This is a genomic window from Microbacterium sp. zg-B96 (assembly GCF_030246865.1).
In the GTDB taxonomy this organism is placed as follows: Bacteria; Actinomycetota; Actinomycetes; order Actinomycetales; family Microbacteriaceae; genus Microbacterium.
The window spans coordinates 159,665-175,986 of record NZ_CP126738.1; the positions used below are offsets into that span (position 1 = coordinate 159,665).

Annotated in this window: 14 protein-coding genes; 7 read left to right on the forward strand and 7 right to left on the reverse strand. The window is 71.1% G+C overall.

Going from position 1 to position 16,322, the window contains the following annotated elements:
* Window positions 1-73: 73 nt before the first annotated feature.
* A complete protein-coding gene (locus QNO11_RS00770; RefSeq protein ID WP_257508823.1) occupies window positions 74-1,339 on the reverse strand; it encodes a glycosyltransferase in 1,266 nt (421 codons plus the stop codon).
* Window positions 1,340-1,382: 43 nt separating this feature from the next.
* Complete coding sequence (locus QNO11_RS00775) at window positions 1,383-2,429, reverse strand: Rv2578c family radical SAM protein (RefSeq protein ID WP_257508824.1); 1,047 nt, start codon at window positions 2,427-2,429, stop codon at window positions 1,383-1,385.
* A gap of 112 nt (window positions 2,430-2,541) precedes the next feature.
* Here QNO11_RS00775 and QNO11_RS00780 point away from each other — a divergent pair, with 112 nt between their 5' ends.
* Both QNO11_RS00780 and QNO11_RS00785 read left to right on the forward strand, forming a co-directional pair.
* Window positions 2,542-3,588: a M15 family metallopeptidase gene (locus QNO11_RS00780; protein WP_257508825.1), complete on the forward strand. Its 1,047-nt coding sequence runs from the start codon at window positions 2,542-2,544 to the stop codon at window positions 3,586-3,588.
* A 187-nt stretch (window positions 3,589-3,775) separates the two neighbouring features.
* The gene (locus QNO11_RS00785) at window positions 3,776-4,939 is read left to right on the forward strand and encodes an acyl-CoA dehydrogenase family protein (RefSeq protein WP_257508826.1); all 1,164 of its coding nucleotides are present in this window, start codon (window positions 3,776-3,778) and stop codon (window positions 4,937-4,939) included.
* A gap of 123 nt (window positions 4,940-5,062) precedes the next feature.
* Here QNO11_RS00785 and QNO11_RS00790 read toward each other — a convergent pair whose 3' ends face one another.
* The 5 genes from QNO11_RS00790 to QNO11_RS00810 form a co-directional block, all read right to left on the reverse strand.
* Window positions 5,063-5,875: an energy-coupling factor transporter transmembrane component T gene (locus QNO11_RS00790; RefSeq protein WP_257508827.1), complete on the reverse strand. Its 813-nt coding sequence runs from the start codon at window positions 5,873-5,875 to the stop codon at window positions 5,063-5,065.
* Window positions 5,872-7,632, reverse strand: a complete 1,761-nt coding sequence (locus tag QNO11_RS00795; protein ID WP_257508828.1) for an ABC transporter ATP-binding protein — start codon at window positions 7,630-7,632, stop codon at window positions 5,872-5,874. Before QNO11_RS00795 ends, QNO11_RS00790 begins: the two co-directional genes overlap by 4 nt.
* A 69-nt stretch (window positions 7,633-7,701) precedes the next feature.
* Window positions 7,702-8,253, reverse strand: coding sequence for an ECF transporter S component (locus tag QNO11_RS00800; RefSeq protein WP_257508829.1), 552 nt, complete (start codon window positions 8,251-8,253; stop codon window positions 7,702-7,704).
* 68 nt (window positions 8,254-8,321) lie between these two features.
* Entirely contained in the window at window positions 8,322-9,317 is a 996-nt protein-coding gene (locus tag QNO11_RS00805) for a pirin family protein (RefSeq protein ID WP_257508830.1), read from the reverse strand.
* Complete coding sequence (locus QNO11_RS00810) at window positions 9,314-9,655, reverse strand: GNAT family N-acetyltransferase (RefSeq protein ID WP_257508831.1); 342 nt, start codon at window positions 9,653-9,655, stop codon at window positions 9,314-9,316. Before QNO11_RS00810 ends, QNO11_RS00805 begins: the two co-directional genes overlap by 4 nt.
* A 125-nt stretch (window positions 9,656-9,780) precedes the next feature.
* On the opposite strand from QNO11_RS00810, the gene QNO11_RS00815 reads away from it, so the two are divergent.
* The 5 genes from QNO11_RS00815 to QNO11_RS00835 all read left to right on the forward strand — a co-directional run bounded on the left by QNO11_RS00815 (window position 9,781) and on the right by QNO11_RS00835 (window position 16,311).
* The gene (locus tag QNO11_RS00815; RefSeq protein WP_257508832.1) at window positions 9,781-12,048 is read left to right on the forward strand and encodes a carbon starvation CstA family protein; all 2,268 of its coding nucleotides are present in this window, start codon (window positions 9,781-9,783) and stop codon (window positions 12,046-12,048) included.
* Between the two features lie 13 nt (window positions 12,049-12,061).
* Window positions 12,062-12,298, forward strand: coding sequence for a YbdD/YjiX family protein (locus tag QNO11_RS00820; RefSeq protein WP_257508833.1), 237 nt, complete (start codon window positions 12,062-12,064; stop codon window positions 12,296-12,298).
* A 93-nt stretch (window positions 12,299-12,391) separates the two neighbouring features.
* Window positions 12,392-14,923 (forward strand): DEAD/DEAH box helicase, encoded by a 2,532-nt coding sequence (locus tag QNO11_RS00825; RefSeq protein WP_257508834.1) that lies wholly within the window; start codon window positions 12,392-12,394, stop codon window positions 14,921-14,923.
* A gap of 133 nt (window positions 14,924-15,056) precedes the next feature.
* Window positions 15,057-15,593 carry a DUF1697 domain-containing protein gene (locus QNO11_RS00830; protein ID WP_257508835.1) on the forward strand — a complete coding sequence of 179 codons (537 nt, stop codon included), beginning with the start codon at window positions 15,057-15,059 and terminating at the stop codon, window positions 15,591-15,593.
* Window positions 15,594-15,678: 85 nt separating this feature from the next.
* A complete protein-coding gene (locus QNO11_RS00835; RefSeq protein ID WP_257508836.1) occupies window positions 15,679-16,311 on the forward strand; it encodes a hypothetical protein in 633 nt (210 codons plus the stop codon).
* Window positions 16,312-16,322 lie beyond the last annotated feature (11 nt).

Here is a 16,322-nt window from a genome sequence, read left to right on the forward strand (position 1 = left end):
TTGCGGACTCTGCCCTGAGTCTGCGTCGCCGTCGACACCGGCACAAGGCACCCGGCGGGCGCCTCGGGGAGGGCTACGCGAGCGCCGCCACCAGCTCCGCGGCCCGAGGCGCCCCGCCCAGGCTGCGCAGCTCCGCGCCGACGCGGGCGGCGCCGTCCCGGTACGACGGATCGCCCGCTACGCGGCGATACCCGGCCGCGATCCGTTCGGCGGACGGTGTGCCGGTGCGCAGGTTCACCCCCGCGCCGGCCCATGCGACCCGTGCCGCGATCTCGGGCTTGTCCAGATCGCCGCCGCCGATGACCAGCGGAATGTCGTGCGCCAGCGCCGCGAGCGTGCCGCCCCAGCCGCCGTTGGTGATCATCACCTGCACTCGGGGGAGCAGCTGCGCATAGGGGATGAACCCGGCCACGCGGGCATTGTGCGGCACCGGGAACGGCAGGGTGTCGTGACCCCGGATGCCGGTGGTCGCCACCACGATGACGTCCTCGCCGGCCAGCGCCTCCAGGGTGGGACGGATGAGATCGCTCGGATCGATGTTCTGCGTCCCCTGCGTGACGCAGACGACGGTGCGGGATTCCAGGTCGCTCCACCACTGCGGCGGCGCGAACCCGTCCCCGGGCGACCGGGCGACCAGGCCCACGAAGTGCAGGTGGGCGGGGCGGTCAGGTCGGGCGAAGTCGAGGGCAGGGCTACCGCTTGCCGTCACCAGCTGCTGCGACATCACGGTGGTGTTGAAGTCGCGACGGGAGGGCGGCAGCCCCGCGGCATCGCGGGCGCGTGCGAGCGGTTTCTGCAGTGGGCGCCCGAGCAGCCGCGCTGCGATCACACGGAGCGCGGCATCCCTCGCCTTCGTCAGCGGATTGGTGCCGGGGACCAGGCCCACGCCGCTGGGCGGGCCGAATCTGCTGGGCATGTAGGGCGGCAGCACGGCGACGGTCGCCCACGGGCAGCCGGCCTTCTCGGCGAACAGGGCCGTGCCGACCGACAGCTCGTCGCCGGCGATCACATCCCACGGCTCCCGCGACCACTCCGCGGTCAGGTCGGCGACCTGTCCCGGGGCGGTGTTGATCATGCAGTCCTCGACGTTCACGAGGAGCTGCGCGAGGCCCTTCTTGCCGACCAGCCGCGGAAAGGTCGCCGCCATGTCGTGCTCGTCGAAGTCGGGCGCCTCGGTCCACGGCACCGCGCGGGCGCCGACCGCGGCGATCGCGTCGCCGAACGCCCTGCCGGTGTAGAAGCGCACATCGTGGCCGCGAGTGCCGAGTTGTTCGGCGACGGCGAGCATCGGGGTGACGTGGCCGGTGAAGGGCATGGCGGTGAGCATGATGCGTGCCATGCGCAACATGGTGCACCCGGATGCCGACGGGCGAAAGACCGCGTCAGAACAGCGTCGCGGTGGCCGCCGCCTGGCCGCGCGAGGTCGTGACGATCGGTCCGGGCCGCGCCGGGCGGACCGGCTCGTCGTCCTCCGCGCCGCCGGCCAGACCGTGCAGGCGCAGCAGCGGCCGCACCCGGCGCGCCAGCCAGACCCGGTACGCCTTGGGAGCACCGACGGATGCCCCGGGGTACAGGCCGCGGTACGACGAGACCAGTTCGGGGTGCTCGCGGGCGAGCCACTGCATGAACCACGGCTTGACGCCGGGGCGCAGGTGCATCGCGCCCCAGACGATGCGACCGGCGCCTGCGTCCCTGATGCGCCGGAGCGCATCGTCGAGCACCGCCACCGAATCGGTCAGGTGCGGCACGATCGGCATGAGGAACACCGTGACCCGGAAGCCGGCCTCCCTGGCGGCCCGCACGGTGTCCAGTCGGGCCTGGAACGACGGCGCCCCCGGCTCGATCGCGGCGCGCAGCGCCTCGTCGGGAACGGCGATCGACATCGCCAGCGACACCGGCACGGATGCCGCGGCTTCCCGCAGCAGCGGCAGGTCGCGGCGGATGAGCGTGCCTTTCGTGAGCACCGAGAACGGGGTGCCCGATTCGGTGAGCGCGCCGATGATCCCGGGCATGAGCCGGTACCGGCCCTCGGCGCGCTGATACGGGTCGGTGTTGGTTCCCAGCGCCACCGGCTCCCGCGCCCATGACCCGCGGCGCACCTCGCGGGCGAGCACGTCGGCGACGTTGATCTTCACGATGATCTGGGAATCGAAGTCCCTCCCGGCATCCAGATCGAGGTACTCGTGCGTGCCACGAGCGAAGCAATAAACGCAGGCATGACTGCACCCCCGATACGGGTTCACCGTCCAGTCGAAGGGCATCGCCGAGACGGCGGGCACCCGGTTGAGCGCCGACTTGCACTGCACCTCGTGGAAGGTCATCCCGGCGAACTCGGGCGTGGTCACCGAGCGCACCAGGCCGTCGATGCGTTCCATTCCGGGCAGGGCGTCGGCATCCACCACTCCCAGTTCCTGACCTTGCCACCGCATCGGTCCATGGGAACAGATCTTCGAGAGTATGTCAACCGGGGTGGATGATGGATCGAACGGCGCGCTGGGTTCCGATGCGGGCGCGGGGACGCGTAAAGGGGACAATGGGGAGGTGACGGATCCCGAACCGCCGGTGTACCGCCGTGCCCCGCGCGCGGCGGTTGCGCCGCGGCAGCCGGCGCGGCGCGCACGGCGCAGTCGTGCCGCGCGCCGACGGGGAGCGATCGTGCTCGCGGTGCTCGCGGCGCTGGTGCTGTGGGGCGGGATCGCACTGTCCAGCGCTGTGCTGGCGCCTGTGGCCGAGACCGGCCCGAAGGACGGCGTGCCGGTCGGCACGCGCGCCGCGCCGGCGGCCACGACGCTGCCGGTTCCCACCATGCGCGGCGCGGAGCCGGTGGAGCAGGTCGAGGCGGCACCGGACGAGCCCGAGGTGACCGACGGGATCTGCGTCGAGGCCCAGGTGACCGAGGCACTCGCCGCCGGCGACGACCGCGCCGTCATCGCCGCGGCGGGTGGCGCCGAGGCGTTCCGTCAGGCGGTCGCCGAGGGAGCCGCGCCCTGTGTCGACCTGACCGATCCCGCCCGGCTGTGGATGGTGGTCAACAAGCAGCTTCCCTATGCGCCGCTGGAGTACGCCCCGTCGCCGCTGGTCTCCGCCGGCGCCATGCCCGGCGGCAATCAGGCGATCCTGCGAGCGGATGCCGCCGCCGCGCTGTCCGAGATGGCCGCCGCCGCCGAGGCTGCGGGCCGCGAGATCGGGGTGCAGAACGGCTATCGCTCGTTCGGGATGCAGCAGTCGATCTATGCCGCGCATGTCGAGGACCGCGGCGTCGCCGGGGCCGACCTCGTCAGCGCCCGACCCGGCTTCAGTGAGCACCAGTCGGGGCTGACCGCCGACGTCGTCGCCTGCGACGGCGTGTGCGGGCACCTCGACGATCTCGCCGGCACGCCTGCCGACCGGTGGATCCGCGAGCACGCGTGGGAGTACGGCTGGATCGTCCGCTACGAAGAGGGCTACACCGCCATCACCGGCTATGCGCACGAGCCGTGGCACCTGCGCTTCATCGGAGTCGATCTCGCGCGCGCCTACCGCGAGGGCGGTTTCCACTCCCTCGAGGAGTTCTTCGGGCTCCCCGCCGCACCCGACTACGCCGACTAGCGGCATCCCACAATCCCGCGGTACTCAGTTCCGCACATCGCGGCATTCAATCCCACAAACGGGTGTGTTCGGGTGGTCCCAGAGCCTAGACTCGCCTCGGCAGCGTCGCCCTTCGGCCGGCGGTGCCCCACCGAGACGTCTGAGTACCCGGCGGCGCCGCCGCCGAAAACCTGAAGGGGGCCTGCGCATGGAGCGGGACATCTACGACGAAGACCACGACGCGTTCCGCGAGGTCGTCCGCGAGTTCATCAAGCGGTACGTCACCAACGAGAAGCGCGAACAGTGGGATGCCGACGGCGAGATCGACCGAGCGACGATGCTCGCAGCCGGGGAGTCGGGCCTGATCGGCCTGTCGGTGCCCGAGGAGTTCGGCGGCGCGGGAATGCTGCAGGACTACCGCTTCCGCACGATCGTCAACGAAGAGGTGATCGGCGCCGGAGCCGGGTCCCTCGCGGGGGCCTTCGGCATCCAGGACGACCTGGCCGTGCCGTATCTCGTGCACATGGGCACGCAGGCGCAGAAGGAGAAGTGGCTGCCTCGCATGGCCACCGGCGAGGTGCTCGGTGCACTGGCGATGACCGAGCCGGGCGCGGGCAGCGACCTGCGCGGCATCAAGACCACCGCCAAGAAGGTGGACGGCGGCTACCTCGTCAACGGCGCGAAGACGTTCATCTCCTCCGGCAAGACCGCCGACATCGTCGTGACCTTCGTCAAGACGGGGGAGGGCACCCGCCCGGACGCCTTCAGCCTGCTCATCCTGGAGAACGGGATGGCAGGCTTCGACCACGGCAAGAAGCTGCACAAGATGGGCTCGCACGGTCACGACACCGCCGAGCTGTCGTTCACCGACGTGTTCGTGCCGGAGGAGAACCTCATCAGCGGCACCGAGGGCCAGGGGTTCCTGCAGCTGATGATGAACCTGCCGCTGGAGCGACTGTCGATCGGTATCGCCGCGGCATCCGCCTCGCAGGCGGCGCTGGCGTGGACCGTGGAGTACACCAAGAGCCGGGAGGCGTTCGGCGAGCGGATCATCGACTTCCAGAACACCCGCTTCAAGCTCGCCGACGTCGCCACGACCGTCGACGTGCTGTGGGCGTACCTCGACCGGGCGCTGCTGGCGTACAAGGACGGCAAGCTCACCGCCGAAGAGGCCGCGAAGGTGAAGTTCTGGACCACCGACCGTGAGTGGGAGATCCTCGACACCTGCGTGCAGCTGCACGGCGGCTACGGGTACATCACCGAGTACCCGATCGCCCGCGCGTTCCTCGATGCCCGCGTGCACCGCATCTACGGCGGCACGAACGAGATCATGCGCGACATCGTGAGCCGCAAGATCGCCGGCAAGCGCTGACGCCCCGGCGGCGCCGCGCCCGCCGCCCGTCCGCCGCCGGCCCGCCCGCCCGCCCGCCGCGAGAAACCACTTTTCGGACGAGAAACCATGCATCGCGTGGTTTCTCGTCCGATTTGTGGTTTCTCAGCCGCCCCAGGGCGCCAGCAGCAGGAAGAGCGCGACCGTGACCAGCCAGAACAGTGCGACGAACACCGTGTCGCGGGCGCGCCACGGCACCAGATGCCGCTCGGTGCGGTCGGGGTACGCCCCGAACGCGCGCGAGTCCATCGCCAGCGCGACCCGCTCGGCATGGCGGATGCCGCCCGCCAGCAGCGGCACGATGTAGCCGGACCAGCGGGCGATCGCGGCGAAGGGGCCGCGTCCGCCGTGCGAGCCGCGCACCCGATGCGCCTGGCGGATGATGTCCAGCTCGTGCCCGAACCGGGGCACGAAGCGGAACGCGGCCAGCGCGGTGTAGCCGATGCGGTACGGCACCCGCAGCTGCTGCACCATCGACCGCACCAGGTCGGGCCCGGTCGTGGTGAGCCCCGGCAGCAGCGCGAGCACCACGATCGCGCCCAGGCGCAGCGCGGTGGCGAACCCGACGTGCACCGCGCCGGCATACAGCGTCCACCCGCCCAGCTGCAGCACGGCACCGGTGCCCGAGACCAGCGCGGCATCCGTCCACACGCTCAGCCCGAAACCGATGAGGAGGATGCCGAGGGGGACGGCCAGCCCGAGGATCACTGCGAGTCGCACCGTGAATCGCGCACCGATCAGCAGCAGCAGGTACGCCAGCGCCGCGAACGCCAGCGGCGTCGCGGCATCGCGCACGAACACCAGCGCCAGCATCGCCGGCAACGGCGCGACGAACTTCGCCAGCGGGTTGAGGGCGTAGAGGAACCGCGCCGGCGACGTGGAGCGGAGCTGGGCGTACGGGTCGACAGTGGTCGTCATGTCGCACCGCCGGGGAGGTCGGCCAGACGCGCGATGGCGGCCAGCTCCGGATGCCGCGTCACGCCGTGCAGCGCCTGGCGCAGCGGCGGCGGGCGCAGCCCCGCCCGAAGCAGCAGGTCGTCGTCGGCGAACACCTCCGGGGTGGGCCCCGACGCCAGCACCCGCCCGTCACCGAGCACGATCGTGCGATCGGCGTACTCGGCCACCAGCTGCATGTCGTGGCTCACCACGATGATCGTCGTGCCCTGCCGGTTGAGGTCGCGCAGCAGCCCCAGCAGCTCGTCGGCCCGCGCGCGATCCTGGCCGAACGTGGGTTCGTCCAGCGCCAGCACCGGGGCGCCGGCCACGAGAGCCGTGCCGACCGAGAGCCGGCGCTTCTGCCCGCCGGACAGCAGGAACGGGTGCACATCGGCCTTCGCCGCCAGCCCGAACCGGGCCAGCACCTCGAGCGTGCGCTCCCGCACCTCGGCCTCCGGGAGCTTCTGCAGCCGCAGGCCGTGCGCCAGCTCGTCGAACACGGTGTGCGCGATGAACTGATGCTCGGGGTTTTGGAAGACGAACCCGATGCGCCGGTGCAGCGTGCGGGCATCCGCCCTGCCGGGATCGATGTCGCCGACCTGCACGGCGCCGCGCGGCGGCCGGACGACCCCGGCGATGGCCTGCACGAGGGTGGTCTTGCCGGCACCGTTGGCACCGACGACCGCGACGAACTCGCCGGCGTGGACGTCCAGGTCCACGCCGTGCAGGATCCGCGACTGCCCGCGCGACACGGTGAGCCCCCGCACCCGCACGAGCGGCGGGGCGCGGCGGGCGACGGGCGGCGGCGTGCGAGTCGGCGGGACGGATGCCGCATCGGGCGCCGGCGCCTCCTCCAGCGCCGAGTGCAGTTCGGCCGGGGTCAGCGGGAGGGGATCGAGGGCATACCCGGCGCTGCGCAGGCGCAGCGCGGCGATTGTGGCGGTGGGCAGCCACACCCCCATCTCGTGCAGTTCCGCCGCACGCCCGCGCAGCACGGCGGCGGCGGGACCGGCGGCGAACGTACGCCCGTCGTGGTCGAGCACGACGACGCGGTCCACCAGTGCCATGGCGGCATCCAGGTTGTGCTCCACGAGCAGGATGGCGTGGTCGCCCGCGGCCACCAGCTCTGCCAGCGCGGCGTACACCTCGTCGATCCCCTGCGGATCGAGGTTGGCCGTCGGCTCGTCCAGCACGAGCAGCGGCGACCCCAGCGCGAGGGCGCAGGCGATCGCGAGGCGCTGCCGCCCGCCGCCGGAGAGCCGGTCCGGGTTCTCGTGCCGGCGCTGCCACAGCCCCACGCGGCGCAGCGCCGCCTTGCTGCGGGCCAGCACCTCGGCCGCCGGCATTCGCAGGTTCTCCGGGCCGAATGCCACCTCGTCCAGGACGCTCCCGGTCACCAGCTGCGCGTCGGGGTCCTGGAAGACCATGCCCACCTGGGTCGCCAGCTGCGCGACGGGGGTGGTTGCGGCATCCGCCCCCGCCACCTGCACCGACCCGCTCACCGTCGCGGGGACGGCCTGCGGGATGAGGCCGTTCAGCGTCAACGCGAGCGTCGACTTGCCCGAGCCGCTCGGCCCCAGCAGCAGCACCACCTCGCCGCGGGCTATCGTCAGGTCGGCACCCGCGGGGACAGCGGCATCCGCCCCGGGGTAGCGCACGCCCAGCTCGGTCACCCGCAGCAGCGGGGCGGTGGACGTCGCCGCCGACGCGGCGGGTTCGTCGCGTCGAGGGGAGGTCACGGCGGATCCAGAAGACGAAGGGACGGGGTCCCGCCCCAACTTAGCCGAGCCTCACCGAAACATGGCAGGTCAGTACACGCTCGCGCGGGCGACCCCGGCGCGGCGCAGCGCGACACCGATCGCCAGCCCCGCCGCCGTCCACACCACCGGTCCCAGCACCGACAGCGCCAGGTACGTCACCTGCGCCCACGGCGCCAGCGTGGCGAGGTTCGCGACCGTCGCCACGACCACCGCGACGAGCACGCCGATGACGACCGCGGAGATGAAGAACCGCCACGGCTTCCACACCCGGTAGCGGGTGGCGGCGGCGACGAGCTCCTGGATGCCGCCGAACAGCAACGCCGTACCGATGAAGCGCATCGCCCAGTGCGGCGCCATGGCGCTGGCCACCAGCGCTGCGATCAGGTGTGAGATGAGCGCCACCCAGGGCAGCCGTACGGCCTCCTGCGCGATGATGCCGGGGAGCACATGCACGCCCAGCACGAAGCCGTAGACGATCGGGATGCCGGCGACGATCGCGGGGGTCACCCAGCCGGCGAAGCCGCCGAGCAGGCCCGTTGCCACACCGATCGCCGCGCACGTCAGCAGGACGCGCGTCGAGAGACGGGATGCCGGGGCCACGCGTCCCAGCGTATCCGCTCGCGATCGGTGGGTGCCGGGCGGTCTCCCGGAGAAAACCAGGAAATCCCTCAGCTTCGGCGGCGACGGCTGCGCAGCCGCACGGCGGGCAGCGGCGGGGCAGGCACCCGCTCCGGCCCGTGCCCGACGACGTGACCGAACCGCGGCGAGTCGGCCTCCCACGCCTCGCGCGCTTCGACGATCTCCTCGTGGGATCGACCGACGAAGTTCCACCACATCACGATGTCGCTCTCGAACGGCTCGCCGCCGAGGAAGAACACCGTGGCTTGCGCGCTCGCGGTCAGTTCCACGGCGTCGTGCCCGGGTGCGAGGTACAGCAACTGCTGCGGCGCGAGGGGCACCGCGGCATCCGGCCCCGTCGTGACCATCACCTCACCGGTGACGCCGACGACGGCGTGCTCCCACGACGCCGCCAGCGGCAGCCGCACGCGGGCGCCGGCGGCAAGGCGCAGCTCCGCGCCGACGAGGGGCGTATAGGTGGATGCCGGTGAGGTCACGCCCGCCAGGGAGCCCATCACGACGGTCGCCTCCGTGCCGTCGCCGAGGGGCACCTGCGGCAGCTGCTCGTGCTGCTCGAAGGCCGGCGGGCCGTGGCGGCGGGACTCCGGAAGCGCGACCCACAGCTGCAGGGCATCCAGCGGAATCGGGCCGTCGCCGACGGAGTATTCGGAGTGGGCGATCCCCGCCCCGCTGGTCATGAGATCCAGCGCGCCACGGCGCACCACGACGTCGCTGCCCACGGTGTCGCGGTGGCGCACTTCGCCCACCAGCGGCCACGTCACCGTCTGCAGCCCGATGTGCGGGTGGGGCTCGACGCGCATGATCGTCGACTGCGGGCCGAACCGGTCGAGGAAGCACCACGCACCGACGGTCGGCAGGTTGCGCTGCGGCAGGCTCCGGTGAACCTGCATGCCGCGCAGGCCCCCCAACGGCACCTCACGCGCCTCCAGCAGCAGCACGCCGGGGGTCTCCGCTTCGGCGGTGGACGTCTTGGCCTCCGCAGCCGGGAGTGGCTGCGCAGCGGCCTCGGCGTCCCATCGGGTCATGCCGATGCTTCCCCGGCGGCATCCTGACCGCTGCGGAACGGCCACTGCACCACCAGTCCGGCGACCTCGTTCTCCCGCAGGTACTTCGCCACGAACGGGCACAGCGGTTCCACGACTTCGCCGCGGCGGGCGACATCGGCCATCGCCTCGCCGAGGAGCGCGCTTGCCACGCCCCGCCCGCGGAACGCCGGATCGATCTCGGTGTGGATGAAGCGCAACCGCCCGCGCGGGTCGATCTCGAACTCGGTGTAACCCGCGAGCACACCCCCGAGCCGGATCTCGTAGCGGCTGTCGCCGTCGTCGCGGGTGACTGTCGTGGGGGTATCACTGTCGGCCATGGGGGCTCCTCCGGGTCGCTGGATTCCAACGTAGGTGCGGCACGCCGATTCCGCGAGGCTCACCGGGTCGTCGGCGTGATGCGTCTACCTTGGGTGCCACGCAATGTCGCGCCCAAGGAGAACCGATGACTACTCATCCGCCTACCCCACACGGCGGCGCCGCGGCGCTCGCCCCAGACCCCGACCTGCCTCCCGTCGCCCTGCCGGAGCGTGAGACGCGCTGGACGCTGCCGAAGATCCTGCTGTGGGCGGGCATCGCCCTCCTCGGCGGGCTCGCATGGGTCATGCTCGCCATCGTGCGCGGCGAGACCGTCAACGCCATCTGGTTCGTGTTCGCCGCGGTGTGCACCTACCTCATCGGCTACCGCTTCTACTCGAAGGTGATCCAGAAGCACATCACCCGGCCCGACGACCGGCGCGCGACCCCTGCGGAATACAAGCAGGACGGCAAGGACTACGTCCCCACCGACCGCCGGGTGCTGTACGGCCACCACTTCGCCGCGATCGCCGGCGCCGGACCGCTGGTCGGCCCGGTGCTGGCAGCCCAGATGGGCTACCTCCCCGGCACGATCTGGATCATCGTCGGCGTCATCCTGGCCGGTGCGGTGCAGGACTACCTGGTGCTGTTCTTCTCGATGCGCCGCGGCGGCCGCACGATCGGTCAGATGGCCCGCGACGAACTGGGCCGCATCGGCGGGACCGCGGCGATCGTGGCATCCCTGCTCATCATGATCATCATCGTCGCGATCCTCGCGCTCGTCGTGGTCAACGCCCTCGGCGAGAGCCCCTGGGGCGTGTTCAGCGTCTCGATGACCATCCCGATCGCGCTGTTCATGGGCTGCTACCTGCGATGGATCCGGCCCGGCAAGATCACCGAGATCTCGATCATCGGCTTCGTGCTGCTGATCACCGCGATCATCGCCGGCGGCTGGATCGCCGACACCGAGTGGGGCGCGGCGCTGTTCACGCTGGATCGCACCACGATCGCCTGGGGCATCATCATCTACGGCTTCATCGCCGCGGTGCTGCCGGTGTGGCTGCTGCTGGCCCCGCGCGATTACCTGTCGACGTTCATGAAGATCGGCGTCATCGTCATGCTGGCCGGCGCGATCGTGCTGGTGCGTCCCGAAATCAACGTTCCCGCGTTCAGCGAGTTCGCCGATGGGGAGCTGGGGCCGGTGTTCTCCGGACCGCTCTTCCCGTTCCTGTTCGTCACGATCGCGTGCGGCGCCCTCTCGGGGTTCCATGCGCTCATCGCGTCGGGCACGACGCCGAAGCTCATCGAGAAGGAGCGGCAGACCCGCTTCATCGGCTACGGCGGCATGCTCATGGAATCGTTCGTCGCGATCATGGCGCTGGTCGCTGCGATCTCCATCGACCGTGGCATCTACTTCGCCATGAACGCCTCCGCCGCCGCGACCCTGGGCACCGTGGAAGGGGCCGTCGCGTTCGTGAACGGCCTGGGGTTGGCGGGGGTGAACCTCACCCCGGACATGCTCACCGACACTGCGGCCGCCGTCGGCGAGGAGAGCATCATCTCCCGCACCGGCGGCGCGCCGACGCTGGCCCTGGGTCTGGCGAACATCATGCAGCAGGCCCTCGGTGGACAAGCGATGATGGCCTTCTGGTATCACTTCGCGATCATGTTCGAAGCGCTGTTCATCCTGACCGCGGTGGATGCCGGCACGCGCGTGGCCCGCTTCATGCTGCAGGACTCCATCGGCGTGGTGGTCCCGAAGTTCCGCGACCTGTCCTGGCGACCCGGAGTGTGGATCTGCACGGCGATCATGGTCGCCGGCTGGGGAGCGATCCTCATCCTGGGCGTGACGGACCCCCTCGGCGGCATCAACACGTTCTTCCCGCTGTTCGGCATCGCCAACCAGCTGCTGGCGGCGATCGCGCTGTCGGTCGTGCTGGCGATCGTCGCCAAGCGAGGCAAGAGTTACGTGAAGTGGCTGTGGATCATCGCGCTGCCGCTGGCCTTCACCGCGGTGGTGACCATCACGGCGTCGATGTACAAGATCTTCTCGCCGGTGCCGCAGGTGGGTTACTGGGCCAACAATGCCGCGTTCCGAAACGCGCTCGCCGCCGGCGAGACCTCGTTCGGCACGGCGCCGACGGTCGCGGCGATGGAGGCGGTCGTGCGCAACACCGCCGTGCAGGGGACGCTGTCGATCATCTTCGTGGTGCTGTCGATCATCGTCATCACCACGTCGGTGCTCGTGAGCATCCAGGCCATCCGCCGCGGCGGCGGGGATGAGCACGAAGTGCCGCCCGTGCCGTCGCGGCGCTTCGCCCCGGCGGGACTCATCGCCACGAAGGAGGAGCGCGAGATCGAGAAGCTGTGGGAGCAGCTTCCCGCCGACAAGCGCCCCACCACCGGTGGGCACTGAGCGAGGCCGGTTGATGGACCAGAGCAATGCGGTGGCCCGCACGTCGCGCGGGGGACTCGGATCCCTCGTGCGGCGGGCGGGCCGCGGCATCCGCTGGTATTTCCAGACCCTCATGGGCGACAGCGCGTATGCCACCTTCGTCGCCCACCAGCGCATCCACCACCCCGACCAGGAGCCGCCGACCGAGCGGGAGTTCTGGCGGCAGAAGATGGCCGAGCAGGACCGCAATCCCGGCGCGCGCTGCTGCTGACCGGGGCGCCTGCTCGCCCAGGCGCCTCCGATCGGGCGTGCCCGGCCTGGCCGGGGTGCCCCGCCGGCCCGGGGGTCGTGCAGACTCGACAGTGTGACCCTTCTTGACGCCGTCCGTGCCGCGCCCGATCCCGACGGCGTGTACGACGCGTTCGTGACGTGGGCCACCGAACAGGGATTCGCGCTGTACCCGGCGCAGGACGAGGCCGTCATGGAACTCGTCTCGGGCGCGAACGTGGTGCTGTCCACCCCCACCGGCACCGGCAAGTCGCTCGTCGCGATCGCCGCTCATGCGGCATCCCTCGCCGCGGGTGGCCGCACCTACTACACCGCCCCCATCAAAGCGCTCGTGAGCGAGAAGTTCTTCGCCCTCGTCGACATCTTCGGCGCCGACAACGTCGGGATGGTCACCGGCGACTCGTCGGTCAACCCCGAGGCGCCGATCGTCTGCTGCACCGCCGAGATCCTCGCGAACATCGCGCTGCGGCAGGGCGCGGATGCCGATGTGGACCAGGTCGTCATGGACGAGTTCCACTACTACGGCGACCTCGATCGTGGGTGGGCTTGGCAGGTGCCGTTGCTGCTGCTGCCGCGCGCGCAGTTCCTGCTCATGTCGGCGACCCTGGGAGATGTCACCGACATCGCCGACGACCTCACTCGGCGCACCGGTCGCCCGACCGCCATGGTCACCGGTGTCGAGCGACCCGTGCCGCTGCATTTCTCCTACGAGCGCCGGCCCGTGCACGAGGTGGTGGCCTCGCTCCTGGACGAGAAGGAGCGGCCGGTGTACATCGTGCACTTCTCGCAGGCCGCCGCGCTGGAGCGCGCGCAGGCGCTGGCCAGCGGCAAGGTGGCCTCGCGGGAGCAGCGGGATGCCATCGGCGAGGCGATCGGCGGGTTCCGGTTCAACACTGCGTTCGGCAAGACGCTGTCGCGGCTCGTGCGCGCCGGCATCGGCGTGCACCACGCCGGCATGCTGCCGCGGTACCGGCGCCTCGTGGAGACCCTCGCCCAGCGAGGCCTGCTGCAGGTCATCTGCGGCACCGACACGCTCGGGGTCGGCATCAACGTGCCCATCCGCACCGTCGTGATCACGGCGCTGTCCAAGTACGACGGCGTCAAGATGCGCCAGTTGTCGGCGCGGGAGTTCCATCAGGTCGCCGGCCGGGCGGGCCGGGCCGGCTACGACCCCTACGGCAACGTCGTGGTGATGGCCCCGGAGTGGGAGATCGAGAACGAGGCGGCACTGCGCCGCGCCGGCGACGACGCCGCCAAGCGCAAGAAGATCGTGCGCAAGAAGGCGCCCACCGGGGTCGTCAACTGGGGTCTCGGCTCGTACGAGCGGCTCATCCAGGCGCAGCCGGAACCGCTCATGCCGCACCTGCAGCTGACCGCGGCGATGCTCATCAACGTCATCGGGCGCGGCGGCGACGTGTTCGGCAACGTCCGCTCGCTCGTGTTCGACAACCACGAGCCCCGCGCCCGCCAGTACGACCTCGCCCGTCGGGCGATCGCGATCTTCCGCACGCTGGTGTCCGCCGGCATCGTGGAATCGGGCGCCGACGGCATCCGACTCACCATCGACCTGCAGCCGAACTTCGCGCTCAACCAGCCGCTGTCGCCGTTCGCGCTCGCCGCCATCGACCTGCTCGATCCCGAGGTGGAGCTGGGCCGGGGTGCGGATGCCACGCCCGGCGCGGCCGGCACGGTCGGCACCGGTCACTACGCCCTCGACGTCGTCAGCGTCATCGAGGCGACCCTCGACGACCCGCGGGCGATCCTCAACCAGCAGGAGTACAAGGCGCGGGGCGAAGCGGTCGCGGCGATGAAGCGCGACGGCGTGGAGTACGAGGAGCGCATGGCGCTGCTCGAGGACATCACCTATCCCAAGCCGCTGGCAGAGCTGCTGCTGCAGTCGTTCGAGGTGTTCGCCTCGAGCCAGCCCTGGGTGCGTGACTTCCACCTGTCGCCGAAGTCCATCGTGCGCGACATGTACGAGCGGGCCCTGTCGTTCGGCGAGTTCGTCGCGCTGTACCAGCTGGGCCGCAGCGAGGGCCTGGTGCTGCGCTACCTCAGCGACGCGTTCCGCGCGATCCGCCAGACCGTGCCGGCCGAGGCGCGCACCGACGACCTCATGGACGTCATCGAGTGGCTGGGCGAACTCGTGCGCCAGGTGGACTCGAGCCTCGTCGACGAGTGGGAGGCGCTGACCAACCCGACCGCCGACCCGGACGCCCCCGTCGTGCCGCCCGCGCCGCCGTCGGTGCTCACGAACCGCCGCGCCTTCACGGTGCTGGTGCGCAATGAGATGTTCCGCCGGGTGCGGCTGGCGGCCCTGCAGGACGACGACGCGCTCACCGCGCTGGACCCCGACGCGGACTGGTCGGGTGTGCTGGATTCCTACTACGACGAGCACGACGAGATCCTCACCGGCGGTCCGGCGCGCTCGCCGGGACTGTGCGTCATCGACGAGACCGATGCGGCATCCGGCAGCTGGCGCGTCGAGCAGATCATCGACGACCCGGCCGGCGACCACGACTGGCGCATCCGGGCCGAGGTCGACCTGGAGGCGTCCGACGAGGAGGGCGCCGCCGTGGTCCGCGTGACCGAGGTCGTGCGGCTGTAACGGCTCGGGCCCGACCATAACTCAGGATGACCTGCCCGATCCGGCCGCCAGCCGGCCCGAAACCCGGGGTTCTTCCTGAGTTATGGTCCGCTCGCCGGTCGCACCCGGTCGCACCGAGCGGCACAATGGCTGCGTGGCGACCTACCTGGCGTTTCTGCGGGCGATCAACCTCGGTGCGAAGCGCGTGTTTCCCCAGGGCGACATCCGCCGCGTCGTGACGGACGCCGGCTTCGCGGATGCCGCGACGCACATCAACACCGGCAATGTGCGGTTCACCACGGCGATGCGCTCTCGCGCACGCATCGAAGACCGCCTCGAGCGCGCCTTCGCGGCCGATCGGGGATTCGAGGTGCCGACGATCGTGTTCGCCGCGGGGGAGTTAGCCGCGATCGCGGACACCGCCCGGGAACTGAACGCGGCCCGGCCAGAGTTGGCGCGGCACTACGTGTACCTGCTGAAGGAGCAGCCCTCCGCTGCGGCGATCGAGCAGATCGAGTCGACCTCGTCGGACCTCGGCGAGATGATCGTGCGCGGCCGTGCGGCGCACGCGCTGCTGCAGCCCGGCTACGAGGCGGGCAGGGTCGACCCGCTGCGGGCGGCGAAGCTGCTGGGAGTGGCGACCAATCGCAACTTCACGGTCATCTCGGCGCTGGCCGAGCGGTGGTGCTGAGAGGCATCCATCTCGCACGAGAAGTCCATGGTGCGCGCATGTGCGGCGGCGTAGCCTTCAGGCACCTGAATGGGGAGGTGAAGCGATGGTCCTGTGGAGGCGCCGTCGCCGCCGCGTCCCGTACGCCGCGGTGTCGGACGAAGAGCGCATGTCGCGCTATGTGTACCTGTTGAACACCCTGCCGGCCAGCGTCATCGAACGCGCGCACGAGTCGGCTTTCAAGCAGCTGTCCAGACAACGCCGCGCCGAGATGTTCGAGAAGCTGCGGCCGTTCATGTCGGAGCAGGAACAGGCCCGCGATCCCGAGCCGACGCTGCTGGCGAGCGTGCTGCGCCGGACGTCGGCGTCCGGCGGCGGTGCGGGCACGGCGGTGCTCGAGGACGAGCGCCCCGAGGGCAGCAGTGGCCGGCGCCCCGATCGGACGTCGATCGTGTGGCCGTTCGACGATCCCGTGCTCGCCGCCCTCGTGGCGAGCCACTTCCTGACCTCGTCGGTCCTCATCTCGTACTACTCCGTCGGTGCGGGTTCGCTCGAGCTCGCCGGGGAGCCCGCGTGGGTGGGGGAGATGGGCGGCGTCCAGTCCGACGGGTACTCCGGCGGCGGGTTCGGTGGCGGCGGTTTCGACGGTGGCGGGGGCGGCTACGGCGGGTTCGACGGGGGCGGATTCGGCGGTGGCGGATTCGGCGGTGGCGGAGGCGGCGACGGCGGCGGGGGGTGACCTGCGCAGCC